The 25,868-nt window shown below is 43.7% G+C and carries 21 protein-coding genes; 15 read left to right on the top strand and 6 right to left on the bottom strand.

From position 1 onward, the window contains the following. Window positions 1–140 precede the first annotated feature (140 nt). From HOP38_RS10240 to HOP38_RS10225, 4 genes are all read left to right on the top strand, one after another. Entirely contained in the window at window positions 141–2,114 is a 1,974-nt protein-coding gene (locus HOP38_RS10240) for an EAL domain-containing protein (RefSeq protein WP_006073697.1), read from the top strand. 26 nt (window positions 2,115–2,140) lie between these two features. Next, the gene (locus tag HOP38_RS10235; RefSeq protein WP_198557991.1) at window positions 2,141–3,574 is read left to right on the top strand and encodes a hypothetical protein; all 1,434 of its coding nucleotides are present in this window, start codon (window positions 2,141–2,143) and stop codon (window positions 3,572–3,574) included. 156 nt (window positions 3,575–3,730) lie between these two features. Continuing rightward, a complete protein-coding gene (locus HOP38_RS10230; protein ID WP_006073693.1) occupies window positions 3,731–4,270 on the top strand; it encodes a heme NO-binding domain-containing protein in 540 nt (179 codons plus the stop codon). A gap of 7 nt (window positions 4,271–4,277) precedes the next feature. Continuing rightward, on the top strand, window positions 4,278–5,984 hold the full coding sequence (locus HOP38_RS10225) for an ATP-binding protein (RefSeq protein ID WP_198557990.1): 1,707 nt from the start codon (window positions 4,278–4,280) through the stop codon (window positions 5,982–5,984). Here HOP38_RS10225 and pabB read toward each other — a convergent pair. Further along, entirely contained in the window at window positions 5,970–7,355 is a 1,386-nt protein-coding gene (gene pabB / locus HOP38_RS10220) for an aminodeoxychorismate synthase component I (RefSeq protein WP_198557989.1), read from the bottom strand. The two genes, HOP38_RS10225 and pabB, sit on opposite strands and share 15 nt — an antisense overlap. Window positions 7,356–7,533: 178 nt before the next feature. Between pabB and HOP38_RS10215 the strand changes: the two genes are divergently transcribed. The 4 genes from HOP38_RS10215 (at window position 7,534) to HOP38_RS10200 (ending at window position 11,851) form a co-directional block, all read left to right on the top strand. Further along, on the top strand, window positions 7,534–9,054 hold the full coding sequence (locus HOP38_RS10215; protein ID WP_006073689.1) for a fumarate hydratase: 1,521 nt from the start codon (window positions 7,534–7,536) through the stop codon (window positions 9,052–9,054). A 107-nt stretch (window positions 9,055–9,161) separates the two neighbouring features. Then, on the top strand, window positions 9,162–9,347 hold the full coding sequence (locus HOP38_RS10210) for a hypothetical protein (protein ID WP_006073687.1): 186 nt from the start codon (window positions 9,162–9,164) through the stop codon (window positions 9,345–9,347). Window positions 9,348–9,461: 114 nt separating this feature from the next. Next, entirely contained in the window at window positions 9,462–10,835 is a 1,374-nt protein-coding gene (locus tag HOP38_RS10205) for a YcjX family GTP-binding protein (RefSeq protein ID WP_038225843.1), read from the top strand. Then, complete coding sequence (locus HOP38_RS10200) at window positions 10,832–11,851, top strand: YcjF family protein (protein ID WP_006073684.1); 1,020 nt, start codon at window positions 10,832–10,834, stop codon at window positions 11,849–11,851. Before HOP38_RS10205 ends, HOP38_RS10200 begins: the two co-directional genes overlap by 4 nt. 69 nt (window positions 11,852–11,920) lie before the next feature. Here HOP38_RS10200 and HOP38_RS10195 read toward each other — a convergent pair whose 3' ends face one another. Beyond that, window positions 11,921–12,541: an HAD family hydrolase gene (locus tag HOP38_RS10195; RefSeq protein WP_107307006.1), complete on the bottom strand. Its 621-nt coding sequence runs from the start codon at window positions 12,539–12,541 to the stop codon at window positions 11,921–11,923. Between the two features lie 52 nt (window positions 12,542–12,593). Continuing rightward, window positions 12,594–13,496 (bottom strand): LysR family transcriptional regulator, encoded by a 903-nt coding sequence (locus HOP38_RS10190; protein ID WP_038225842.1) that lies wholly within the window; start codon window positions 13,494–13,496, stop codon window positions 12,594–12,596. Window positions 13,497–13,622: 126 nt separating this feature from the next. Here HOP38_RS10190 and HOP38_RS10185 point away from each other — a divergent pair, with 126 nt between their 5' ends. Next, window positions 13,623–14,579 (top strand): NAD(P)H-dependent oxidoreductase, encoded by a 957-nt coding sequence (locus HOP38_RS10185; RefSeq protein WP_198557988.1) that lies wholly within the window; start codon window positions 13,623–13,625, stop codon window positions 14,577–14,579. A 32-nt stretch (window positions 14,580–14,611) separates the two neighbouring features. Here HOP38_RS10185 and HOP38_RS10180 read toward each other — a convergent pair whose 3' ends face one another. Then, complete coding sequence (locus HOP38_RS10180; RefSeq protein ID WP_198557987.1) at window positions 14,612–16,507, bottom strand: sigma-54-dependent Fis family transcriptional regulator; 1,896 nt, start codon at window positions 16,505–16,507, stop codon at window positions 14,612–14,614. A gap of 316 nt (window positions 16,508–16,823) precedes the next feature. Between HOP38_RS10180 and HOP38_RS10175 the strand changes: the two genes are divergently transcribed. The 6 genes from HOP38_RS10175 to HOP38_RS10150 all read left to right on the top strand — a co-directional run bounded on the left by HOP38_RS10175 (window position 16,824) and on the right by HOP38_RS10150 (window position 22,844). Next, window positions 16,824–17,912, top strand: coding sequence for an ABC transporter ATP-binding protein (locus tag HOP38_RS10175; RefSeq protein WP_006073675.1), 1,089 nt, complete (start codon window positions 16,824–16,826; stop codon window positions 17,910–17,912). A 6-nt stretch (window positions 17,913–17,918) separates the two neighbouring features. After that, window positions 17,919–19,019, top strand: coding sequence for an ABC transporter ATP-binding protein (locus HOP38_RS10170; RefSeq protein ID WP_198557986.1), 1,101 nt, complete (start codon window positions 17,919–17,921; stop codon window positions 19,017–19,019). Then, entirely contained in the window at window positions 19,019–19,882 is an 864-nt protein-coding gene (locus tag HOP38_RS10165; protein WP_006073672.1) for a carbohydrate ABC transporter permease, read from the top strand. Before HOP38_RS10170 ends, HOP38_RS10165 begins: the two co-directional genes overlap by 1 nt. A 12-nt stretch (window positions 19,883–19,894) precedes the next feature. After that, window positions 19,895–20,713 (top strand): carbohydrate ABC transporter permease, encoded by an 819-nt coding sequence (locus tag HOP38_RS10160; RefSeq protein ID WP_006073671.1) that lies wholly within the window; start codon window positions 19,895–19,897, stop codon window positions 20,711–20,713. Between the two features lie 11 nt (window positions 20,714–20,724). Beyond that, on the top strand, window positions 20,725–20,997 hold the full coding sequence (locus HOP38_RS10155; RefSeq protein WP_006073669.1) for a DUF2160 domain-containing protein: 273 nt from the start codon (window positions 20,725–20,727) through the stop codon (window positions 20,995–20,997). A gap of 128 nt (window positions 20,998–21,125) precedes the next feature. Next, window positions 21,126–22,844, top strand: coding sequence for an ABC transporter substrate-binding protein (locus tag HOP38_RS10150; RefSeq protein ID WP_038222822.1), 1,719 nt, complete (start codon window positions 21,126–21,128; stop codon window positions 22,842–22,844). 63 nt (window positions 22,845–22,907) lie between these two features. On the opposite strand, the gene HOP38_RS10145 is transcribed toward HOP38_RS10150, so the two are convergent. Together HOP38_RS10145 and HOP38_RS10140 are read right to left on the bottom strand one after the other, a co-directional pair. After that, window positions 22,908–24,278 carry an L-serine ammonia-lyase gene (locus HOP38_RS10145; RefSeq protein ID WP_006073665.1) on the bottom strand — a complete coding sequence of 457 codons (1,371 nt, stop codon included), beginning with the start codon at window positions 24,276–24,278 and terminating at the stop codon, window positions 22,908–22,910. 14 nt (window positions 24,279–24,292) lie between these two features. Then, window positions 24,293–25,834, bottom strand: coding sequence for a sodium:solute symporter family transporter (locus tag HOP38_RS10140; protein ID WP_038222829.1), 1,542 nt, complete (start codon window positions 25,832–25,834; stop codon window positions 24,293–24,295). Window positions 25,835–25,868: the final 34 nt, after the last annotated feature.

The raw sequence follows: 25,868 nt of genomic DNA, 5'->3' as shown, positions 1-25,868 counted from the left end.
AATCTAGTCAACAAGCTAGGAGGGAATCTGAAGTATTCAACTTTAAATTCTCAGCTAAGGTTAACTTGATTTCATATTCCTATTGCCTAGTTTACTTCTGTACACGTTGTTGGCAGATAACTATAAGAAGTGAGAGGCGAATGCTTTCTACCACACATGACGAAAATAAAACATTTTGGTCGGAAGATCTCTCGGAGATTACGTCGGTAATTTCCAAAGGCGAGTTCTGGCGTAATGTGCTGTGTTGTGAGGATAAGTTAATCACAGTTCAACCTCCGTCGATTGATTATGTTAACCAAATCTTGCTGTTGATCCGTGATGTTCAGTTTAACGGTCTACCTGCAGCTGTGCCCATTGCACTTGAAACAACAACCGAAGATCTGTTTATTGTTAAGTTCGAAATCTATCTGATTTTGGACAACAAAGTGAAAGGTAGTGTTGAACTACTGTCACAATCACAGGCTCAGATTAGTGTGTTCTCAATGATTGAACATCTGCTTGATGATCCACATCGTGGTGTTTTAGTGACTAATCATGAACATAATGTGTTATTCACCAACAACCGCTTGTGCTACGAACATAATGTATCGCCCATTAGTGTGTTGGGTAGAAACATTTCTGACATACAATTGCTCCAAAGTGATAGTAGTCATATGGAAGTGTTTAAAAGTATGATTTCTCAGGCTTCACGTTGGCAGGGCGCTGTTATCACGAGAGCTCGCGATTCCCATGCTCGTCTTGAGACGATCAGTGTGAAAAAGATCGAGTTGTCAGACGGCAAGCATATCTTTGTGTACATTTTTTTTGGCGATAATTTTACAGAGAAGAGCACGGATAAATCAGCGCATATCAATTTTAAGCAGGAGACAGCGCAGGATGAAGCCTCTTTTAGAAAAAGTGCCAGTGAGTTATCCAAAAAGAACGGAAAATATATTGTTATCAGCTTCAAGCCGCACTTTTATAGTGAGTTAGAAAAAGAGTCACGTGGCAAAGTCCTTGCTGCACTAAAGTCATCACATGACAAATCCAGCTTTGGGTATTTGGGGCGCAACACGTTCATTGCACTTGTCAAAATTCGACAAAGTGACGTCGAAGATCTGGCGACTATCAATCTATGCATCAAGCAGTTTTTCAAGGGCATGAGAAAATACCTCGATGACCATTTGGTTAATGATATAGCCGACGGTCAGGTTGGTGTTGCACTTCATGGATTCAATGGCTGTGGTATTGATGAAGTTATCTCTCAGTCGGTACAAGCTATGTTCGTTCATGACTCAAGCGGCAGTAGCGTCAATTTTTACGATGAAAAGCTAGTTCAAGGCAATATACGCAGAAAGCGCTTAGAACAGCTTTTGATAGATGCAATACGAAATAAAGCTATCGACGTCAACTTCCAACCAATTGTCGATACGCATACGGGGGAAATAGTAAAGCTTGAGGCGCTTTGCCGATTCCGTTTTCAAGATATGTCGTACACGGTTCAAGAAATGATCCACCTAGCAGAAGAACTCAAACTCATTTCTGCACTGGATCTAATGGTCGCTGAAAGAGCCATTGAGGAGTTTGTTAGCATAAACTCAGGTGTCTCTAAAAAACTATCGTTGTCACTTAATTGCTCAATTGCTGAATCGGGTCAACCTTCGATTCATCTCCTGGATTTATTCGAACTTATTAAACGGTCTCCAGTCGACAATGATGCGGTGACAATTGAAATAACAGAAACGGCCTATTTCGAAAATAATGTGAACAATGCCAACCTGTTAGAGAAAATTCGCTCTGCTGGTATTAAGATTGCGGTTGATGATTTTGGTACCGGTAGTTCGTCCTTTTCTTATTTTAACGACTTCCATTTTGATGAGCTAAAAATCGATCGTAAGTTCATTACCAATATCAATGAGGTTAAACAGAAATATTTTGCCGTAAATATGCTTCGGCAGCTTTCTCACGACTTGAATATTAAAGTCGTCGCTGAAGGGGTAGAGAAAGTCTCTGAGTTGGAAACGCTAAAGTCTATTGATGTCGATTATATCCAAGGCTATTTCTTTTATCGTCCATTGTCCTCTAGTCAGGTTCGTGAAGTTCTTAAGTATGCTTCTGACGCTAAGCGACATTGATTTTATTCAGACGGGTAGAGTATGTGATGAGTGTAGATAGCTATCGACATCAAATCGTTGAATTTCAGTCTGGCTTACTCGTGTTTTCGAGAGATTACCTAATAACTCATATTGAAAAACTCAACGGAATAACACCGGAGCAAGTTCTTTGTGACAGTGGTGTAGGTATCTTTAGAGACTATGGAAATGGTGTCTATGCTTACTTACCGAACAAAGAGTTTGGAGGAACACTGGAGCTCCGCTGCTTGATCGAAGGTGTGCCATTGCGAGTGCAATGTAATCTTCTATCGGTGCCTCACATCGTGGTTCCCGAACAATTTCAATTAGCGCAATCCAAGAGCAGTCCAATTGGTTATTCAGTCCTTTCGGACGGAACCATAGCTATCAGCCGAAGTGCTCTTGTCAAATTTGTGAATAAGAGCGCGGGTCATTCAGATGCCTCGATACAAGGAAGTGAGTTCCAAGTTAGGTCAGTAATGACTGCCACAGCAAATTATCAAAGTAAACTGACGAAAGAGTTTTGTTTTATTTCTCCACCGTATACACATTCCAACAATAGTTTTCAGCCCCTGTCTTGTGAATTGTTAGTTGAGGCGCTCAATCTTCACAGCGAGCAGAGTTTGGACTTAGTTCTGCGTTTTGATTTTACTTTGTTGAAGGACCTAATAGTAAAGACAGAGAACGGTATGTGTTCACGAAAAGCACTTGAACAAAAAGATCTTGTTGGTTCTCCTACACAGTTTGCAAGTCCGATAGTGTATGTTGATGCTGTTTATTCATTTTCAAATCAGAGCTTTTTACGTCGTTTGCCGAATGGTTCTTTCAGTCAACCCAAAACTGAGTCGGAAGGATATATTTACTTATTGTCTGATGCGGTTGACTACATTGCCACTGGAATTTTCATGCCACACATGCAAGCGGCACCGATTCAGACCAGCCTTAAAGCGTCGAACAAGTGGTGTGATATCGAAGTAAATAAAAAAGATCTTATTTCCAACTCGGTTAGCCGGCAATGTGCAAAATCTATTCACCAATTAGCGTTCGAGCATTCTGATTTAGTTCAAGTAAAATCAGAAAGCGAGGGTGACCTAACCTTGTCGTCTGTTAATCGTAGCAAAGGACTCGGAAAACTCTCTTTGTCAGGTGATGATGGAGAAAGTAGTGAAGGCTATTTAACTTTCGATCTGGTCTTTATGCCTAACTTGATTTTCGATAACTGTATTCAAACTAAAAGCGGCAACTATTGGGAAGTTTCGACTCGCGAGATTAAAGCACTGCTGAGCCGAAGAGTTCGCAAGCGTATCGCACATATTGATGTTAATTGCAGTGATGGGTTAGTGACTGCCAACAACATTAATACATTTACGTTATGGTCTGTGAACTGCCAAGCACAAACACAACTGAACTTAACCTTGAGTTTTGATGATGGAACATTGGGCTTTTCATCAATAACCATTTAACTAGGTTATTGATTGTGAACACGTATTAACTTGGATTTAGTGTGAATATTGTTCTAGAACTTAACTAAGAGGATTAATTATTCATCGAGCCTACCAATGATTAGGTTCAATATCGAAAAGAGAGTACCTCAACTCTCAATCTTGGGGAGATTGGCTATGAAAGGAATCATTTTTACCGAGTTTATGGAGCTCGTTGAAGAAAAGTTCGGCTTAGAAGTATTGGACGAAGTTCTTGAAATGTCAGGGGATGAAGGTATCTATACAGCTGTTGGGAGTTACGATCATAGAGACCTTGTGAAGCTAATTGTTAACCTTAGTAAGAAAACCGATATTGCGCCTGATACATTGCAGCAAGTGTTTGGTCAGACCGTGTTTAAAGCACTACTGGCATCTATTCCGGACAGTGCCAGTATTGGCCAAAGCACATCTACATTTCAGTTCATTCGCCACGTAGAAGATTACATTCATGTTGAGGTGAAAAAACTCTACGCGGATGCAGAACCTCCTAAATTTCATTTCATTAGTGAGACAGAAACAGAAATGGTCATGGACTATCAGAGCGCTCGCTGTATGTCTAACGTATGCTTGGGGTTAATAGAAGGGTGCGCAACCCACTTTGGGGAAACCGTAGATGTCAAAATGAGTCCTCAAACAGAAGACGGAAGCGTGGTCAGGTTTAGCTTATCTTTAGTGTGAATTGACTATGACGAGTAGTGCGGCGATTGAAAGGAAACTCAAGCGTGAAATAGCGGCCAGAAAGGCGGCTGAGAGTTTACTCGAAGCTAAAAGCTTAGAATTGTTTAATGCCAATCAACAATTAGAAGTGGCTCTAAAACAAGTAGAGCAGCGCTCAGAGGCTAGCTTTAAACGGCTGGAGTTTCAGCAGCATATTGAGCGAATTCTAATTCAGTTTGGAAGAACCTTTTTACGTAGCAACCTTGATGATGTACTACTTGCGGATTTAGTCAAACAATTAACGGATGCTGCTGAGGGCATTTCTTATAGTATTGAGTTGACTGAAAACCTTATACCTACCCTTAAACATAATCTTTTCAACTCAACTAAGGTAATAAATGAAGCCAGCACGTCTCCGGCCTTACAAGCTTCTATACCAATTCAAGTCGAACAGAAAAACGTTGGGAAATTGGAGGTTAACCTTGTTGGTGAAGATTTTGACTTGGCCTTTATTGAAAGCCAAATGTCATTAGTTTGTGAACTGTTGTCGAGCTCCATAACACGCCAGTTAATCAACTTAAGACTTGTTAAATCGAAAGAGCGCGCAGAAGCGTCGGAACGTTCGACTCGTGAGTTTCTGGCAATGATCAATCATGAATTGAGGACTCCTTTAAATGGATTACTAGGGAGCGTTGAGTTGTTGGCAGATACTGATCTGAAAGGTGCTCAACAAGAGCTTCACAGTAATTTAAGTCAATCTGGTCAACTACTTAGGTCGATTATTAATGACCTCTTGGATTTCAGTAAGATTGATGCAGGAATGTTAGAGTTAATCGAATCAACATTCAAATGGACCAACCTTCAATCAACGTTGTGCAGTATTTTTGAGCACAAAGCGGCGGAGAAGCAAATTGGATTTACAATTTGCGCTGACGGCTTCTCTAACAAGAACTTCAAAGGCGATTTAGAACGTATCACACAAATTTTCGTCAACCTTATTGGTAATGCAATTAAATTCACCGATGAAGGAAGTGTTAAAGTTACGCTAACCTCGCAGGAAGGTGGGATTGGCTTTTCAGTAACAGACACGGGAATTGGTATCAGTCAGACGGCTCAGAAGAAACTGTTTCAACCGTTTATTCAAGCAGATAGGTCGAGTTCACGTAACTACGAGGGAACAGGGCTCGGATTAGCCATCTGTAAAAGACTTGTCGAGCTAATGGGTGGCTCAATTTCGTTAACCAGTGAGTTAGGGCAGGGTACAACGTTTTATGGTTTTTTACCGTTGCAGGTTGAAGATGTTGACGATAACGAACGGATAAAACAGAACCTTGATACTGTGGTACAGGACTTTTCTGCCCTTAAAATTCTGGTCGTTGACGATATCAAAATGAATCAGGTCGTGATTACCAAAATGCTGAGCAAAGTCGGTATCACACCTGATCTTGCTGTTAATGGCCTTGAAGCGGTTGAACATGCGACCAATCAGCAATACGACATCATATTTATGGATTGTAGAATGCCAGTGATGGATGGATTTGAAGCAACGAAACGACTACGAGACGCAAGTTACGCCAAACCCATCGTGGCGCTAACCGCAGGCACAACACGAGAAGAACGACAAACTTGTTATGATGTGGGTATGGACGATATCCTATCCAAACCTTATACCGCAAAAGACTTGACCCTCACACTCTCTAAATGGGGGCCAAGCTCTGGTTTAGATGCGCTCTGACTGAAGGTTGCCAAGGGTTGGCAAAATTCTACCTAATTTATCGAAGGTTTCTTGATACTCTGCATCACATTCGCTATCGGCGACGATACCGCCACCGGCCCAAGCATAGATTTTACCTTGTTTTGCGATGAGTGTTCGAATGGTAATGCTGGTGTCCATAACGCCATGAGCACTGATGTAGCCAATGCTACCGCAATATACACTGCGAGTGTGAGGTTCTAGTTCCTCAATGATTTCCATGGCTCGTATTTTAGGTGCGCCAGTTATTGAACCTCCGGGGAAACAAGCTCTAAGAAGGTCTGTAGCGCAGTATTCTGGAGCTAACTCGCCAGTTACCGTGCTTACCAAGTGATGAACTGCAGGGAAGCTTTCGATATCAAAAAGCTTAGGCACTTTAACACTGCCTGGAGTTGCTACTCGTCCGATATCATTGCGGAGCAAATCCACAATCATCAAATTTTCTGCCTGATCTTTGGTCGCTGCTTTTAGCTCTTCTGCGTACGCTTTATCTTGTTCCACATCGACTGATCTTGGTCGAGTACCTTTAATTGGTTTGGTTTCAATACAGTTTTGATGAAGCTGTAAGAAACGCTCAGGGGAAACACTGATTATCGCGCTATCGTTGGTTCGGATAAAGGCACTAAACGGTGCTTGATTCTGGTTGTCCAATAGATTAAATGCCTGCCACTCACTACCAGTATATTGAGCTTGATGTCGTTGCGCTAAGTTAATCTGATAGCAGTCTCCTGCAGAGAGATAGTCTTGCACCGAAAGAAATTTGTCTTGGTATTGTTGTTTGGTCATGTTGGACTGCCAATTCGACACCAACGTAAACGGATCTTCTTGAGGGGAGACCTTACGTTCTAACCATTGCTTATGAAATTCAGGGTTGTTACCTACGATGGCAGCTCGCTGTTCTTGATGGTCAACGACTAATGCCCAATCATAAATACCGATAGACATATCGGCGGCTTGGATGTCGTTTTCTGCTTTTATTGGCAAACGTTCCACTCTGCGTCCTAGATCGTATGCGAAGTAACCAACCGCACCTCCAATGAATGGCCAGTTGGTAGAATCTTTCCTGAAACCAACTAAGTTCTCTATCAAATCATTAACGATGGCAAATGGATCTTGGTCACTTTCTGACACTTCGTCTCCAACTATAACTTTGGTGATAGCACCAAACGTTTCGACGGTTGCGACTGGTTGAGAGACCAAAATATCAAATCGGCTGTTCTCATGACTGGCGTCTGACGATTTCAGTAGCATCGACCAAGGAAGTTGCTCAATCTCAGCAAACTTGTCTCGGGCTAGGTCTTGGTAATAAGGAAGGTCAACGAATTGAATAGATAGTCTTTCTTTTGTGTTCATTTGCTTAAATTGTGACAGAAACGTTGTCGCACTCATGGCGCATAGTGGAAAGCAAGAGTATCATATTTTCACAATAAAAAGTCGGACAATTATCCCTGAAAATACTGCGGGTTAAGGCGTGGTACAGGTTCAAAGAAAGTTCGTAATTCTGGAAGCTAAAATTATAAAGAGGTATTCAATGGCGGTTATTCGTAAAGAAGATGTGATCAGTAGTGTTGCTGATGCATTGCAATACATCTCGTATTACCATCCCCTCGACTTTGTTCAAGCCCTAGATAAAGCTTATCAAAAGGAAGAAAGCCAAGCGGCAAAAGATGCCATCGCGCAAATTCTCATTAACTCGCGCATGTCCGCAGAAGGTCATCGACCAATTTGCCAAGATACAGGTATCGTTACCTGCTTTGTGAACATTGGTATGAATGTCCAATGGGACTCTGATCTAACTGTTCAAGAGATGATCGATGAAGGCGTTCGTCAAGGTTATACCAACCCTGACAATCCGTTGCGTGCATCTGTGCTAAAAGATCCAGCAGGTAAGCGTATTAACACCAAAGACAATACGCCAGCTGTGGTTCATATCAATATGGTGCCAGGGGATAAAGTTGAAATTCAAATCGCAGCGAAAGGCGGCGGTTCTGAAAACAAAACCAAAATGGTCATGCTTAATCCATCTGACGACATCGCAGAATGGGTAGAGAAAACCTTACCTACTATGGGGGCAGGTTGGTGTCCACCAGGTATGTTGGGTATAGGTATTGGCGGTACGGCTGAGAAAGCGGCAGTACTTGCAAAAGAATCTTTGATGGAGCATATCGATATTCAAGAGCTTATCGAACGTGGTCCTTCTAATGCAGAAGAAGAGCTTCGCCTTGATATCTTTAACCGTGTCAACAAACTGGGCATTGGTGCTCAGGGTTTGGGCGGCTTAACGACCGTCGTCGATGTTAAAATCAAAACCGCACCAACTCACGCAGCTTCTAAGCCTGTGTGTATGATTCCAAACTGTGCGGCAACCCGTCACGTTCACTTCACTCTCGATGGAACCGGCCCAGCAGAGCTTACGCCACCAAAATTGGAAGAGTGGCCAGATATTACATGGGAAGCTGGCGAAAATACTCGTCGAGTGAATCTTGACACTATCACTAAACAAGACGTTCAAGAGTGGAAAACAGGTGAGACTCTATTGCTCTCTGGGAAAATTCTGACAGGTCGTGATGCAGCGCACAAACGTATTCAAGGGATGTTGGAGAGTGGTGAAGGCTTGCCAAAAGGTGTCGACTTTAAAGGCAAATTTATCTACTACGTAGGTCCAGTAGACGCCGTTGGCGATGAAGCAGTAGGACCAGCTGGCCCAACAACATCAACTCGTATGGATAAATTTACTGACATGATGCTGTCTGAAACTGGACTAACTGGCATGATTGGTAAAGCGGAGCGTGGTCCTGCGGCGATTGAGTCTATTAAAGAGCACAAGGCTGTGTACTTAATGGCTGTCGGCGGTGCGGCATATTTGGTAGCTAAGGCGATTAAGAAAGCCAAAGTGGTTGCGTTTGAAGACTTAGGTATGGAAGCTATTTACGAGTTTGAAGTAGAAGATATGCCTGTGACTGTCGCGGTAGATTCAAGCGGAGCGAATGCTCACCAAATTGGTCCAGATACGTGGAAAGTTAAGATAGCGGAAGCAGAAAAAGTTTCTTAATCCGCTTAGAAAAAGTGGGTGTGTGAACGCATACTCACTTTTTTTTATCTATAATTCAGGCGTATACTAAAAAACATACTAGAAAAAGAACCAAGGAGAGAGCAACAATGCCTCGATTCATACAAATATTACAAATTGCGTTATTGCTAGTAGTGGGATTTTTCGTTGGCTACGATTTAATACTGCACGGTATCAGCATCTTTAATGAAAAATACGTCACCATGGCTTGTGTGCTGACGGTTCTGTTGGAAATCGCACTGTTCGTCATTTATAAGTTAATTGAAGACGATTAGGACGCTCTCAAAGTTTCACGTAAACCCCTGAATATTTTCAGGGGTTTTTTGTTCATGTTTCGTTAATCTCGTATAGTGCAAACTTATCCCATTAGTTTTATTGGAGTACGTTAAATGAGCCGAATTGGTCAAGAAGTATCTGATCTTCTGCATCGTAGTATGGACTCTCATGTTCGAATTGCCGTGACGGGTTTGTCGCGAGCAGGTAAAACGGCGTTCATCACTTCACTGGTTAATCAACTGTTGCATACCTCTACGCACGAGAATTTACCTCTGTTGGACTGTGCTAGAGATGGACGATTGATCGGCGCCAAGCGTGTCCCGCAGTCTAACTTAATGGTTCCACGTTTTGCTTATGATGACGCGATGAGTCAACTGCATGCAATGCCACCAAGTTGGCCTGAGCCTACGCGCGATGTAAGTGAAATACGATTAGCGGTTAAGTATAAGCCAGCAAAAGGGGCGAAACGTTTAATCAGCAAAACGTCGACTCTGTATATTGATGTCATTGATTATCCGGGAGAGTGGTTACTCGATTTACCACTACTCGATTTGACCTTTGAGCAGTGGAGTGAGTTGCAGTTTGAGAATCTAACGGGCATTCGCCGCGAATGTGCCCAAGACTGGCTGACTAAACTTGAGCAGTTTGATGCCACTGGAGAAGAAAACGAAAAGCAAATAGCCGACATTTCCGAGAGCTTTACTCAATATCTGTATGCCTGCAAGGAGCGTGGATTACATTGGGTGCAACCAGGGCGCTTTGTTCTTCCGGGTGAATTAAAAGGCGCACCAGTACTGCAGTTTTTCCCTTGTCAGGCTCCGTCAGACAAAGTCACGAAAACGAGCGGCTATGCGATGCTCAAGCGCCGCTATGAAGAGTATCAAACCAAAGTAGTGAAGCAATTCTACAAGAATCACTTTGCGACATTTGATCGTCAGATTGTGCTAGTGGATTGTTTACAGCCACTAATGGCAGGCTCAGAAGCGTTTCATGATATGAAAGATGCGCTGCAACAAATTATGAAGAGTTTCCGTTATGGACAATCTAGCTTACTACGTCGCTTGTTCTCTTCACGAATAGATAAAATTCTGTTTGCCGCCACAAAGGCTGATCATGTCACACCAGATCAGCACAACAACTTAGTGAGCTTGTTACAGCAAATGGTACATCCAGCGTGGCAAGATACTGCGTTCGAAAATATAGAAATGAGCTGCATGAGCGTCGCTTCCATCAGAGCGACCGAAGCAGGATTTGTAGGTAAAGGAAATGAGAGCAGTGCTGCGCTAAGAGGAACGACCTTGGATAATGAAACCATGACCTTGTATCCCGGTGATGTGCCAGCCCGCCTCCCAAAGGCTGAGTATTGGAAAAACAATCAGTTTGAGTTTACCTCATTTAGACCGCTTGAAACGGCGGTTGACGAACCTTGTGGGCATATTCGACTTGATAAAGCATTGCAGTATTTGATTGGAGATAAACTTCGATGAGTGATATCAAAGGTAGAAAAGTCTTCACTGAGGATACTTCCGAAATAGAATCTTCAGTGGATATAAACAGCCAAAAGCTGTTTGAACCAGAACAGGCGTTCATACCTGTTGAACATGAAGCAAATGATCAACAGGACGAGCTAGAGCTTGAAAGAGTAGTCAAAGGAAGCAGCAAAAAAGGCTGGATTGCCACTACTTTATTAACGGCATTTGCAGGCTTAGTTGGTTGGCAAGCGATAGATAACGTCGTGACTGCTGCCAATACCGGAGACTGGTTGTCTTTAGGTTGGTCAGGCTTGATTACCGCAGTAGCGGCAATGGGTATTGGGGCGTTTGGTAAGGAGCTGTATAAGCTTCGCAAACTGAAAGACCACTTTTCGGTTCAGGAACAGGCCGAAGCACTGATTGCCAACGATGGAGTGGGGCAGGGTGAGAAATTCTGTCAAAAGCTAGCTGATGAGGCGGGGATACAACCTGAAAACCCTTCGTTTGACCGCTGGAAGAACAGTATTCACAGTGCGCATAGTGATGCTGAAGTGCTAAATATGTACCAGTCCATGGTACTGAAAGAGCAGGATAAGCAAGCACTGGCCGCAGTGTCGAAGTTATCGGGGGAAGCGGCAATTTTGGTGGCTCTGAGTCCATTGGCTATTGCTGACATGCTTCTCATCGCTTGGCGTAATTTCCGAATGATCGACAAATTATCAGAGGTTTACGGCGTAGAGTTAGGTTACTGGTCAAGACTTAAGTTGTTCAAACTCGTATTAATGAACATTGCATTAGCGGGTGCCAGTGAACTTGCCATTGAATCAAGTGCGGATATATTGTCGATGAACTTGGCAGAAAAACTCTCAGCCCGAGCTGGACAAGGCCTTGGTGTGGGGCTGCTGACAGCTCGTTTGGGTTTGAAAACGATCAGTCTTATGCGACCAATCCCGTTTCCAAATGAGGAGCGTCCAAAACTGGGTTCAATTCGTAAGTCTGTATTGGAAAGTTTGAAGAGCAAGCTTAGTTAAGCGTTTGTTCATTTGAATCAACTGAAATAGTAACGGCAGTTCTTGTCACGAGAACTGCCGTTAATCGTCTTAAAACTCTAAACCCAAGTCTCGAAGTGCATTCTCCGCTTGTTGTGCGTCGCTGAACTGAATGGCATGCAGTCCACATTGCACTGCGCCGTCGACGTTGTATGGCATGTCATCCAAAAATACGGTCTCTTCCGCGATAAGATTGTTGCTGTTGAGTAGCGACTGATAAATGTCAGCAGAGGGTTTGAGCACACCCAACTCAGCCGATACGGTAGCAGCTTCGAATAGTGGCCAGAAGTCATAACGATGCTTTAAGTGCTCGACAATTTCATGGACGTTGTCCGTTAATGCATAAATGTTGTAGCTGGCTTGTTTCAGGCGCTTAATGAGATCGACCGTACCAAAAATCTGAATTTGGGTTTCTTTGATGTAGTAGAAGAGTCTCTCACACTCAGCCTCAGATAGCCCTAATGCAGTTTGATATTCTTCTTGTGCTTGATGTTCGGTCAATAGACCCTTGTTAAGAGCCATCCAAATATCATGTTGAAAAATAGCTTTAGCCTTTTGCTCTGCTTCATGAGCACTATACCCAAATGTTAGTCGGACGATCTCAACGGGAGACCAGCGCACAATCACGTTGCCAACGTCGAAGACCACGTTGCGAATTTTACTTGTGTTCAATTTGATACCTCGTAGTAGGGACAATGTATCCATGAAAAGAGCCGCCATCTAGTTATAGCTGCTTGGTTTTTTCTATCAAAAAATCAATCAATACACGGACACGTTTAGCCTTTTGTGTGTTTTTATGAAAGTAGACATAAAGTCCAGAATATGGGTACCAATAGTCTTCTAAAATTGGTACCAGTTGCTTTTGGGCGATATGCGATTGAATCATAGGTTCGACAAGTCTGCCTATTCCCAAACCTTTTATGGCTGCATCTACCATTAAGTTCGTGTCATTAACAACCATGGAGGTAGGCATCTCCACCGAAAGCATCTCTCCCTGTTTGTTTAGCAATAGAGGTGCAATTTTGTTTGATGAGATGAATCGATACTGTATCAGCTTGTGATGTTTCAAATCATCTGGGCATGATGGTTGTCCATAGTGTTCTATATAGGCAGGGGACGCAAAAAAGGCTTCTTTCATAGAAGTCGTAAGTGGTCGAGCGACCATGCCTTCTTCCACTTTATCACCAAAGCGGATGCCAAGATCAAAGTTCTCGTTAAGTATGTCGATTGTGGCGTCAGAAACTGAAATTTCTAGTTGTATATGAGGGTATTGCTGACAGAATTCAGCGTAAATGGGCTCGATTAAATACTGATAGACAAACCGTGGCATGGTGACGCGAACCGTGCCAGTGGGTTCTCTGCTTAAATCGCTGACACTTTCGAAAGCCAAACTCAATTCGGAAATAGAATGCAAGGTGCGTTCATGCAGTAATCGACCTGCTTCAGTGACTTCAATGCGTCGTGTTGTACGTGTAAACAACGGTAGACCTAATTCTTGCTCTAAAGCTTTCAACGCATTGCTGACTGAAGGAGGTGCCATTTCGAGCTTCTTAGCCGCTCTGGTAATGCTACCTTCCTGAACGATCGTATTAAATACAATCAGTTGGTTGAATATTGTTCCGTTCATGATTATGACCTAATACTATTATTAGCTTTAAACTAATAATTATTTAGCTAAAAGTCATCTAAAAATTATCAATGATACTAATTACACTACTCACATGTTAAGTCAGTAACCGATGAGAAAGTCATTATGAGCCAGGTTTTAGTTATTTCAGGTCATCCAAATTTGGACGCGTCAAATACCAATAAAGTTATTTTGAACCAATTAAGTGATCATTTTGATGACATTGAAGTGCGTCAACTAGACCGTTTATACCCTAACTATCAGATCGATGTAGAGGCAGAGCAAGCGGCTTTAGTGAAAGCTGACGTTGTTGTACTGCAGTTTCCGTTCTACTGGTACTCCATTCCTGCATTGCTAAAAAAATGGATTGATGATGTATTCAGCTATAACTTTGCTTATGGCGCTAAAGGCGACAAGTTAAAAGGCAAAGATTTGGTGCTATCGTTCACAATCGGTGGTCCTGAGGAGTCTTATACCCCGCTTGGCTATAACCATTTCTCAATTGAAGAGTTGTTAAAACCTTTAGAGCAAACCGCTTATCTTGCAGGAATGAATTACGTTAAGCCAATTTACACTCATAGCATGGTTTACATTGCAGGCGTGTACAACAAACTGGAGGAGGTAGAAACTCGTGCTAGGAGTCATGCTGACCGCTTGCAAACGAGGATTGAAGACCTTATCCAATCACCAGAAAACCGTATTAGTAAGTTTGTGACTCAATGGTTCGCCCAGTTTGATGAACTTCCTGAGTCGACTGATGATTTTACGCGTTATTTAAGCGCGGATATCAAATGGTCAGCGCCAGAAGGAACATTTTCAGGTCATGATGGGTTTAGAGATTGGTATTCTATCGTTAAGCGCACCTTTAAACCGGATTGTCATCATCAAATCGAGCAAATAGAAGTGCGTAGAGAAGACAATAATTACGCAGTCGAACTCAGAATACGCTTACTTGCAGACACCTATCCCGAGTCAACGCTACGTGGTGAAAGCATTAACTTGCTGGTTAACGAAGTTTGGAAAGTAAGCTTGGATGACACCAGAATCACAATTCATGATTATCATGTCGATCCAGTGAGTTAATATAAAAACAATCCAAGTGGAGCAAGGGAAGCTTATCTTAACCCTTGCTCTCTTAGGCGTTTGTACAATGTATTGCGACTGACATTAAGCGCCTTTGCAGTGGCCGAAATATTCCTTCCATATTCCTCATAAATATCAAGCCACTCTTGATTGTTTGATACTTGCTCTGTGACTTGTTCAACCAAATTTGGGGCGGCTGATAAGTCTGATGCGGTAGCGCCCAATATAGGTTGAATCGGCGCACTTTCATAAGGTTTGAGGTCATTTATGAAGTCATCAGGTAAGTGTTCTGAGTTGATGGTTTCATCGCCCGCCATGGCGGCTGCAATTTGAATCACGCTAACCATTTGTCTGATATTGCCAGGCCAAGGGTGTTGTTTGAACATCGCCAATACTTCCACGCTTAGATTTGGTACCTCGTTGCCGTATGCGTATTTTCTTAGAATGAATCGGATCAGAGCCTCTTTATCCGTTCGTTCCCTCAAAGCAGGGAGCGTGATGTTAAGACCTGTTACTCGATAATAGAGGTCTTGGCGAAACGTACCGCGCTCTACGTCAGCTTTTAGGTTCCGGTTGGTTGCGGAAACTAACTTAAAATCAACTGGGTAAGAGGTTGTGGAGCCAAGTGGTGTCACCTTGCGCTCTTGCAGTACTCGAAGCAGTCGAGCTTGAACATTTATCGGCATGTCGCCAAGTTCATCGAGAAACAGTGTTCCTTTATCGGCTTTTCTAATTAATCCCACATAGCCTTTAGTATGAGCACCGGTAAATGCCCCTTTCTCGTATCCAAACAGCTCGGATTCAACCAGTTCAGACGGGATAGCGGCACAGTTTACTGCAATGAGTGGGGCGTGACTGCGTCTACTTGATTGGTGCAGTGCGTTAACAAAAACTTCTTTACCCACCCCGGTTTCGCCATGGATCAAAATGGGTATATCGGTATCAAGGATTCGACTTGCTTGATTAATCGCTTTCGCCAATCTTGGGTCACCGGTATTCAACTGTTCTAAATCAAGTGGTCTGTCCGTTGGAGTAGCTATATCTGTGGTTTGCGGTGCCAACCTAAAATCGAGTTGACGACCTTTTGGAATCGTTGGAGGTATGGTCAAGCCATAATAATTAGACTGGCTGCGAGAAGTTAGAGCAAATGGCGTAAAAGGAGGGTGCGATAGCACTTGCTCCATCTTTACATCGAACAATTGTTCCAAACGCTGCAGCGCAAGATTCTGACCAAGTACCACTTCAGCGCGACGATTGGCTGAAACAATAATACCTTCATCGTTAAACACCAACAATGAAGACCATTGACTATCAATGTTTTCAGGAGAAGTATTGAACCAAAATAGGTGATGGGTCGCTTGAAATCGACTAGCTATTAATTGGTTCTCAATGGCCTGTGACATCAGTTTTACCATACCAAGTGTATGAGAAGAGGGCATATAAGCGTCACTTGATATCGACAAAACGCCCGTCATTCTTCTGTCTGCATCAAACAAAGGTGCTGCGGAACCTGCCATAAATCGGTTTGAACTAAGAAAGTGTTCATCGTGAAAAACTTGCACAATGGAGCCCGTCTCTAAAGCCGTGCCTATGGCGTTCGTGCCAATTAACTGTTCCTTCCATTGCACGCCATTTTGAAACACTTGTGGTTGATGTTGGGTAAAAAAACGTTGTTCTCCCCAGCTATTCAAGACCTGGCCTTTAGTATTTGCCAAGGTAATGAGGCAGTTACTGTTTGCCAATAAACTGTCGTAAAACGGCAACACTTTTTGTTGTGTAGTTTCTATTAAACCGGAGTGCTCTTCTGTTGTTCTCGCCAGTGAGGAGCCTGTCTCCATCTCTATAATTGGAGCACTGCTGTGTGACAACCCAGCTTCTCTACATCGTTGCCAAGAGTTTTTAATGATCGTGCTGTGTTTACTGTTCATTTCTACGACCAGCCAAATTAGAGTCAAAATACTAAAAGCGCGTTTGCGAACAAAGATTGTTCACCAATTGCTCAATAAACATATCATTGCTCTGAACAGTTTGAACACATTTAGTTAACAAATGTTACTTGGATCATAAAACGCTTTTGTAGGATAAGTGCTTTCTTTCTATGGGGTTAGCGTTTAAAACTACGCTCATTCAATAGTTTATCGCATGCCTTGTAATTAAATTGTTACAATTTTCGCAAGTTGGCACGACTCTAGCAATCATGAGCAATATCGAAAACGACATTGTTCGAGATGAAAGGAGTTTTTAGTGTCATTAACACTTGAGCAGGTAAGCAAAGTAGTCGACGGCGAGCATCACATATCCGATGTGAACCTCACCTTTGAAGCAGGATCGTTTAACGTTTTGCTTGGGCGAACACTCGCAGGTAAAACCTCATTGATGAGATTGATAGCAGGTTTGGATAAACCTACATCAGGACGAATTCTGGTTAACGGCGTTGATGTAACAGGGGTTTCGGTAAGAGAGCGAAACATCTCGATGGTTTACCAGCAATTTATCAATTATCCCAATCTAACGGTATTTGAAAACGTCGCTTCTCCACTGCGACTTGCTGGTACACCTGAAAAAGAAATCATCGAGCGTGTGCACGCAACAGCAGACATGCTTCGCATTACTGAACATCTAAAAAAGCACCCATTAGAACTTTCTGGTGGTCAGCAGCAAAGAACCGCAATGGCTAGAGCATTGGTCAAAGATGCTGAAATTATCTTGTTCGATGAGCCTCTGGTGAACTTAGACTACAAGCTTCGCGAGGAACTGCGTCAGGAAATGCGTGAGTTGTTCAAAACCCGTCACACGATCGCTATCTACGCTACTACAGAGCCTAACGAAGCTCTAGCACTTGGCGGAACGACAACCATTCTCCACGAAGGAAAGGTCATTCAGTCAGGCCCGACCGCAGAGGTGTATCACACCCCAGATTGCGTGACCTCAGCCACTCTGTTTAGTGAGCCTCCTATTAACTTACTAAAAGGTGACGTTACTGAAAGTGAAGTCACGTTTGATCAAAGTGCTCACTTCCCGCTTAACCAGTCGTTAAGCAAGCTTGAAAAGGGTAGCTACAAGTTTGGTATTCGACCCAGTCATCTTAGTTTGTTACCGAAAAACGACGACGATGTTGAGCTGACGGTTCAAGTGGAAGTCGCCGAAATTAGTGGCTCAGAGACATTTCTTCACGTTCGTAATGCGCATTTTGAGTTGGTGCTTCACTTGGCTGGCGTTCACAGCTATGAAGTGGACGAAACCATCAAAATCTACATTCCAATCCACAAATTCTATGTATTCGGTATGGACGAAAAACTGATTCATGCTCCGATTAATGATGTGAGAGGTTAGTCAGTCATGGTCCAAATTACACTCAATTCACTGGCTCATACTTATGACAAACAGCCAAGCGAGTCGTCGCTGTATGCCATTAAAGAAATGAACCACGTTTGGAAACAAGGTGGAGCATACGCGTTATTAGGTCCATCGGGCTGCGGAAAATCGACACTACTCAACATTATTTCTGGGCTCATGAGTCCTTCGCAAGGTGAAGTGCTTTTCGATGACATGAAAGTGAATGAACTGCGCCCTCAGGATAGAAATATTGCTCAGGTTTTCCAGTTTCCGGTGATATACGACACTATGACGGTGTACGACAACTTAGCGTTTCCGCTGCGAAATATGAAGGTGCACAAAGCTAAAATTCATTCCAAAGTGACGGAAATTGCCGAAATTCTCGAGCTGACCGCCGTGCTGAACAAAAAAGCAAAACACCTTACTGCGGATGAAAAGCAAAAGGTATCGATGGGAAGAGGGCTGGTTCGTGATGATGTCTCGGCGATTCTATTTGACGAACCACTAACGGTTATCGACCCGCAGTTGAAGTGGAAACTAAGACGCAAGCTTAAGCAGATCCACCAACAGTTCAATATCACCATGATTTACGTGACCCATGACCAACTGGAAGCGTCGACGTTCGCAGATGAAATTGCGGTTATGTACAACGGGCAAATTGTGCAATTCGGTACACCAAGAGAGCTATTCGAAACCCCTAACCACACCTTTGTCGGCTACTTCATTGGCAGTCCTGGAATGAATCTAATGGAAGTGACACCAACTGAGGTTGGCGTGCGATTTGATGATGTCGATGTGCCGTTGTCGTCAAGTTATCGAGACGCTATTGCAAAGGCATCGAGTAACAATATCAAGATTGGAATAAGACCGGAATTTGTTCATGTATGGGAGAAAGAAAACCCTTCTGCTTTAAAAGCACAGGTATTGCATGTTGAAGATTTGGGTACCTACAAAATTCTCACTTTAAAGCTGGGTGAACAGCACATCAAAGCACGCCTTCAAGAAGACCAACATGTACCTAAAAGTGTCTCGTACATCAGCTTTCCAGAGCAATGGACAATGCTCTATGTCGATGAATTCTTAGTTAATGTAGGAGGCCACTAATGGACAAGGCAGTCAACAACAAGGCATGGTTTCTAGTTCTTCCGGTTTTCGCCTTGGTGGCTTTTAGTGCCATCGTGCCATTGATGACGGTAGTGAACTACTCGCTACAAGATATCTTTGACGCTAATACCGCCTACTTCGTTGGAACGGAGTGGTATCGAGAAACATTAAATGATGAACGACTACACGGAGCGTTGCTGCGTCAGTTTGGATTTACGTTTACGGTGCTAATGATTGAAGTTCCCCTTGGGATTATTGTGGCACTCACCATGCCAACCAAAGGCAAGTGGTCGGTGTTTTGCCTAATCGTATTGGCTATTCCATTGCTTATCCCACTTAACGTCGTGGGGACTATCTGGCAGATCTTTGGTCGTGCGGACATTGGCTTATTTGGTTGGGCTCTAAACGGGCTTGGTGTTGATTATAACTATGCAGGTAATCCGGTCGATGCTTGGTTGACTGTGATTCTGATGGATGTATGGCACTGGACGTCACTCATCGCTTTGCTGTGTTATTCAGGTCTGCGCGCTATTCCGGATGCCTACTATCAAGCGGCCAATATTGATCGCGCCTCTACATGGTCAATCATCCGTTACATTCAGCTTCCAAAGTTGAAGAGTGTGTTATTGATTGGTGTGTTAGTGCGCTTCATGGACAGCTTTATGATTTACACCGAACCCTTTGTGCTTACTGGAGGGGGGCCAGGTAACTCAACCACGTTCTTAAGCCAAACCTTAACCAAGATGGCCATCGGACAATTTGATATTGGTCCTGCTGCGGCTTTCTCCATCATTTACTTCTTGATCATATTACTCGTCAGTTGGGTGTTCTATACCGCGATGACGCACGGTGAGAATAAATAAAGGGATTTAACCATGACGAAGTCAAAATACACACGCTATACCCAAATTGTCGGCTTAGCACTTTATATCATCTGCTTGATGCTGCCGATTTATTGGCTGCTCAATATGTCGTTTAAAGAAAACCAAGAGATATTGGGAAGCCTAAGCTTCTGGCCAGAAAACTGGACATTTAAAAACTATCAGACCATTTTCTCCGACCCTAGTTGGTATATGGGATACGTCAATTCCATCATCTATGTAGTAATGAATATGTGTATTACGCTGGCAGTGGCTCTGCCTGCAGCGTATGCCTTTTCACGCTACAAATTTGTCGGCGATAAACACTTGTTTTTCTGGCTGCTGACCAACCGAATGTCACCGCCTGCAGTATTTCTGTTGCCGTTCTTCCAGTTGTATTCATCGGTAGGCCTGTTCGACACCCATATTGCGGTCGCGCTCGCTCACTGCTTATTTAACGTGCCTTTGGCGGTTTGGATCCTTGAAGGATTTATGTCAGGTGTTCCAAGGGAAATCGATGAAACCGCCTATATCGATGGTTACAGCTTTCCAAAGTTCTTTATGAAGATATTTCTGCCAATGATCCGTTCCGGTATTGGTGTGACGGCGTTTTTCTGCTTCATGTTCAGCTGGGTTGAGTTGCTGCTTGCTCGAACACTTACATCAGTTGATGCCAAGCCTATTTCTGCGGTGATGACGCGAACCGTCAGTGCCTCGGGGATAGATTGGGGCGTGTTAGCTGCGGCCGGGGTACTGACTATCGTACCGGGCATTCTTGTCATTTGGTTTGTTCGCAACCACGTTGCGAAAGGTTTTGCACTGGGTCGAGTTTAAGGAGACACATTATGGCTTGGATGGCATGGACGACTCCGTCTGCACTGTTTTTTATTGGCATCGCACTGATTTTGTTAACGATGACCATTGCTGAAATTAAAGCGCCATGTATTGAGCGCAAAGGGTTTCTCCCAATCAGTACAACACGGGGAGACCGACTGTTTATTGGCTTGCTGAGTTCAGCCTATATACACCTTGGGTTTGTGGGACTAACGGAGCTCTCTATTTGGGTGCCGTTTGCGATTTCCACGGTTTGGATTTTGACCGTTTTGAAATGGGGGTAATAACAACTTTCACCGATAAGTGCCTAACCATGCTCAACATGCTGTATTTGGCTTCAATGTCATAGGGCTCGCTTAGGTGTGACTAATAACGTACGAAACAAAACACTCATAATTGGAGTAAAACAATAATGAAAAAGGATATGAAGAAGTCTTATCTTACCCGCTGCGTTGCTTTATCTATTGCATTCGCAGCACTCTCGCCAAACGCGTTTGCCGATATGGACGCGGCTAAAAAGTGGATGAGTGAAGAGTTCACTCCGACGACGTTGACCGCTGATGAGCAAGCGAAAGAGATGCAGTGGTTTATTGATGCTGCCAAACCTTTCAAAGGCATGGAAATCAACGTTGCTTCGGAAACCATCACTACCCACGAATATGAAGCAAAAGTTCTTGCTAAAGCGTTCTATGAGATAACCGGCATCAAAGTGAATCACGATTTGATTCAAGAAGGTGACGTGGTAGAAAAGCTGCAAACGCAAATGCAGACAGGTCGCAATATCTATGATGGCTATATCAATGACTCAGACTTGATCGGTACCCACATTCGATACGGAAAAGTGGTACCAATCTCTGACTTTATTGAAGGTGACGGTAAGAGTGTGACTAACCCATATTTGGATCTTCCCGACTTCATTGGCTTGGATTTCACCACAGGTCCTGACGGTAAGATTTACCAGCTGCCAGATCAGCAGTTTGCGAACCTATATTGGTTCCGTGCAGACTGGTTTGAGCGCGACGATCTTAAAGCCAAGTTTAAGAAGGAATACGGTTACGAGCTAGGAGTGCCACTTAACTGGTCTGCATACGAAGACATTGCAGAATTCTTTAGTGAGAAGGTGAAAATGATCGATGGCGAACGTGTCTATGGTCATATGGACTACGGCAAAAAAGACCCATCACTAGGTTGGCGTTTCACTGACTCGTGGTTCTCCATGGCTGGTGCGGGTGATAAAGGGATTCCTAATGGTTTACCAGTTGATGAGTGGGGGATTCGTGTAGAAGGCTGTAGCCCTGTCGGTTCTGATGTGGCTCGCGGCGGTGCGACAAATGGTCCAGCGGCGGTGTATGCGACCACCAAGTATGTGGATTGGCTAAAACAATATGCGCCACCTGAAGCCCAAGGGATGACGTTTGGCGAAGCAGGTCCGGTTCCCGCACAAGGTTCTATCGCGCAGCAGATCTTTTGGTATACCGCGTTTACTGCTGACATGACCAAGCCAGGGCTACCTGTGGTTAATGAAGATGGCACACCGAAATGGCGTATGGCACCATCACCTCGTGGCCCATACTGGGAAGATGGCATGAAGCTTGGTTATCAAGATGCGGGCTCGTGGACATTCCTAAACAGTACGCCAGTGGATCGTCGTCAAGCCGCTTGGTTGTATGCTCAGTTTGTCGTGTCTAAGTCTGTGAGCTTGAAGAAAACACTGGTTGGTTTGACGCCAATTCGTGAGTCAGACATTAACTCTCAAGCGATGACAGATGCTGCTCCTAAGCTGGGTGGTTTGGTTGAGTTCTACCGCAGTGATGCACGTAAACAGTGGACCCCAACTGGTACCAACGTGCCAGACTATCCAAAACTTGCACAGCTATGGTGGCAATATGTTTCTGAAGCGGCAAGTGGAGAAAAAACACCACAAGAAGCTCTGGACGGCCTAGCAGCAGCTCAAGACAAAGTGCTTAAGCGTCTAGAAAGAAGTGGCGCTCAGGGTGATTGTGGTCCAAAACTGAATCCTAAGAAGGATCCAGAATATTGGTTATCACAACCAGGAGCGCCTAAAGCTAAGCTCGCTAATGAGAAACCTCAAGGCAAGACTATCGCTTACAAAGACTTAATCGCGCAGTAATATCGTTAAGTTGTTCATCAATAAAGGCGACCTCTGGTCGCCTTTATTTGTTTACTTGCACATTTATTCACAAGGCGGGGCCAAATGAATTAGCGCCAATCCACCTTGCGAGGTTTCACGGTACTTCTTATTCATATCTTTGCCTGTCTGATACATAGTATCGATGACTTTATCTAAAGAGATGAGACACTTACTGGTTCGCTTAAGCGCCATGCGCGAAGCATTGATTGCCTTCATTGCACCCATGGCATTGCGTTCGATACAAGGGACTTGAACCAAACCGCCGATAGGGTCGCAGGTCATACCGAGTGAGTGCTCCATGGCAATCTCTGCCGCGATACACATTTGCTCGTTACTACCACCTCGTAGTGCGGTTAGGCCAGCCGCTGCCATGGATGATGATACGCCTACCTCACCTTGACAGCCCACTTCAGCACCGGAAATGGAGGCGTTGGTTTTGTAGAGGATACCGATGGCTCCGGAAACCGCTAAAAAGTCTTTGAGCTGTTTGGTATCAAGCTCTTTAATAAAACGATGGTAGTACATTAATACGGCTGGAATAACGCCCGCAGCTCCGTTTGTTGGAGAGGTGACCACTTGACCGCCCGCAGCATTCTCTTCACTTACGGCAAAGGCAAACAAGTTGATCCAATCCATAATTTCCATCGGATCATTTTCGATGGCGGCATTTGCTTCCAGCTTTTTCAGTAGATTAGGAGCACGACGGGTGACGTTTAGACCGCCATCCAAGATACCTTCAGTTTCAAAACCGCGCTCCATACAACGTAACATGACTCGCCAAATCTGCTCGGCTTTATCATTGATTTCTTCAAGATCTTTGAACGCCAATTCATTGCGAAGTACCATACCACCGAGGCTCATACCGTGTTCTTCTGCTAGCTCTAACATTTCGTCAGCGCTGCTAAACGGGAATTCGACACTGACGTCTTCTTCGTCTTTACCGTTTTGCAATTCATATTCTGTGGCAATAAAGCCACCGCCGATGGAATAGTAAGTCTCAAAGCCAATGCGTTCACCTTGTTTATCGAATGCAGAAATGGTCATGCCGTTTTCGTGTAAAGGCAGATTGTCTTCATGAAACAGCATGTCTGTTTCGTAGTTAAACGGAATATGGTGAGTGCCTGAGAGAGGTAACACACCATCTTCGATAGCATTTCTCATCGCTTGATTTGCGCTCGAAATCTTAATAGTGTCAGGTTTGTTGCCCAATAAGCCTAAAATAGTGGCACGATCAGTGTGGTGACCGATGCCTGTCAGTGAGAGTGAGCCGTATAAATCAACTTGAACTCGAACCACATTTTCTAGAGAGTCTGCGATCAACTTAGTGAACTGATAGCCAGCAATCATTGGACCATTAGTGTGAGAACTAGATGGGCCGACGCCAACCTTATAAATGTCGAAGATGGACAACATAACCTATTACCTTATTACAGCAGTACTGAACCAAGCCAGTCGGGGATATATATACAAATGACCACTGTGAACGCAGCGAAGGCAAATAGCCCGTAATGACTGGCTTTCGGTTTAGCGATCAAGTGCTTCTGTTTATGAATAAAGTCTAGCTGCTCGGGCGTTACTTCGCCCCATTTATAGCTAGCGGTCAATCCTACGACCAAAAATACCAATGTCCCTATTGGTGCAAACCACGGCCACGCGATGTTCATTCCTTTAGCAGCAAACACTACAACCATGCTAACAATACTTCCAAGAATAATGCCTTTTTCGTTGGCTTTCTTAGACGCTATTCCTAACACAAAAGAGCCTAGACGAATACCTACAAAAATTGAGGTCAGACTAGCGATCGTCTTTAATACGGATTCGTTGGATACCGCCAAAATTGCCGGTACGACCACCGAAGCTGCTGCAACTAAACTCATCTTTCTCGCGGTACTTTCATAATGAGCATCTTCAGCATCGGTTTTAATAAAGCGCTTATAAATATCAAATGTCGCTACGGTTGCCATTGAGTTGTAGGTTGAATCCAGTGTCGACATCGCTGCAGCTGCTAATGCTGAAATGATCAAACCGATAATAATTGGATTGGTGTGGTTGAACACAAAATCTAAGATGACTTCATTTTGGTTATCAAATACTTGACCATCGTAGAACAAGTTAAGAAGCACACCTAAAATGGAGAACAGTAGATAGATAAAAAACGCCCCGTAACCGCAAAGCAGCATCGACTTTTGGGCTGAATTAATGCACTTGGTTGCAAGAGTGCGCTGGATTATCAGTTGATTGGTGCCGTAGACGCTGAGATGTAGAAAGGCAACCGCGACTAGCCCTGCCCAAAGTGTAGTATCGACACTTGGATCCATACTCAGGTTAATGACGTTGAGCATCTCAGGTGTCGATTTCACGCCGCTATCTATGTCGAAAATTAAAATAAAGAAAATAGCGATAGTACCAATAACTAGGATCAGCGACTGAAGCATGTCTGTCCATATGACCGTCGAGATACCGCCCGCATAGGTGTAGATAGCGGTAAATACGCTTATACACAAAATCGCTTGGGTAATGGTGATGGGTAAAACCTGGACCAAAATCAATGACACCGCATACAAAATCACACCTGCAGAGATACATTGCACCACAAGAAAAACGATTGAGTTGATGGTTCTGGCATAGATACCAAAACGCATTTCTAGATACTCATAGATAGAAGTCAGTTTGAGCTTGTAGAAGATAGGAACGAAAAACACCACGGTAAAAAAGATCACCAAAGGGTAGTTGAGGTGGATCGCCATCGCTTCCATCCCTGTTCCATAGACCCAACCTGGCATTCCAATGAAGGTCATTGCACTTATATAAGTCGCGAGAATGGAAACTCCCGCAGTAAACCAACCGAATTGACGTCCACCTGTCGAAAAGTCTCCACCCGTTTTCAGCTTCTTATTTACTAAGTAGCTGATAAATATGGTTGCTGTAATGTATAGGGCGATTACAACGAGGCTTGAGTACGTAACCATTATTGATTGTTCCAAAACATATTTTGCTTCAAAT

Origin of the sequence: Vibrio mediterranei (assembly GCF_013364395.1) — a bacterium.
Classification (GTDB): Bacteria; Pseudomonadota; Gammaproteobacteria; order Enterobacterales; family Vibrionaceae; genus Vibrio; species Vibrio mediterranei.
Note: the sequence above shows the minus strand (reverse complement) of the source record. Positions and strands in the feature narration are given on the sequence as shown.

Coding starts and splice junctions, on each gene's coding strand:
- HOP38_RS10240 (WP_006073697.1), top strand. CDS start 141: ATGCTTTCTACCACACATGACGAAAATAAAACATTTTGGTCGGAAGAT.
- HOP38_RS10235 (WP_198557991.1), top strand. CDS start 2,141: ATGAGTGTAGATAGCTATCGACATCAAATCGTTGAATTTCAGTCTGGC.
- HOP38_RS10230 (WP_006073693.1), top strand. CDS start 3,731: ATGAAAGGAATCATTTTTACCGAGTTTATGGAGCTCGTTGAAGAAAAG.
- HOP38_RS10225 (WP_198557990.1), top strand. CDS start 4,278: ATGACGAGTAGTGCGGCGATTGAAAGGAAACTCAAGCGTGAAATAGCG.
- pabB (WP_198557989.1), bottom strand. CDS start 7,355: ATGAACACAAAAGAAAGACTATCTATTCAATTCGTTGACCTTCCTTAT.
- HOP38_RS10215 (WP_006073689.1), top strand. CDS start 7,534: ATGGCGGTTATTCGTAAAGAAGATGTGATCAGTAGTGTTGCTGATGCA.
- HOP38_RS10210 (WP_006073687.1), top strand. CDS start 9,162: ATGCCTCGATTCATACAAATATTACAAATTGCGTTATTGCTAGTAGTG.
- HOP38_RS10205 (WP_038225843.1), top strand. CDS start 9,462: ATGAGCCGAATTGGTCAAGAAGTATCTGATCTTCTGCATCGTAGTATG.
- HOP38_RS10200 (WP_006073684.1), top strand. CDS start 10,832: ATGAGTGATATCAAAGGTAGAAAAGTCTTCACTGAGGATACTTCCGAA.
- HOP38_RS10190 (WP_038225842.1), bottom strand. CDS start 13,496: ATGAACGGAACAATATTCAACCAACTGATTGTATTTAATACGATCGTT.
- HOP38_RS10185 (WP_198557988.1), top strand. CDS start 13,623: ATGAGCCAGGTTTTAGTTATTTCAGGTCATCCAAATTTGGACGCGTCA.
- HOP38_RS10180 (WP_198557987.1), bottom strand. CDS start 16,507: ATGAACAGTAAACACAGCACGATCATTAAAAACTCTTGGCAACGATGT.
- HOP38_RS10170 (WP_198557986.1), top strand. CDS start 17,919: ATGGTCCAAATTACACTCAATTCACTGGCTCATACTTATGACAAACAG.
- HOP38_RS10165 (WP_006073672.1), top strand. CDS start 19,019: ATGGACAAGGCAGTCAACAACAAGGCATGGTTTCTAGTTCTTCCGGTT.
- HOP38_RS10160 (WP_006073671.1), top strand. CDS start 19,895: ATGACGAAGTCAAAATACACACGCTATACCCAAATTGTCGGCTTAGCA.
- HOP38_RS10155 (WP_006073669.1), top strand. CDS start 20,725: ATGGCTTGGATGGCATGGACGACTCCGTCTGCACTGTTTTTTATTGGC.
- HOP38_RS10150 (WP_038222822.1), top strand. CDS start 21,126: ATGAAAAAGGATATGAAGAAGTCTTATCTTACCCGCTGCGTTGCTTTA.
- HOP38_RS10145 (WP_006073665.1), bottom strand. CDS start 24,278: ATGTTGTCCATCTTCGACATTTATAAGGTTGGCGTCGGCCCATCTAGT.
- HOP38_RS10140 (WP_038222829.1), bottom strand. CDS start 25,834: ATGGTTACGTACTCAAGCCTCGTTGTAATCGCCCTATACATTACAGCA.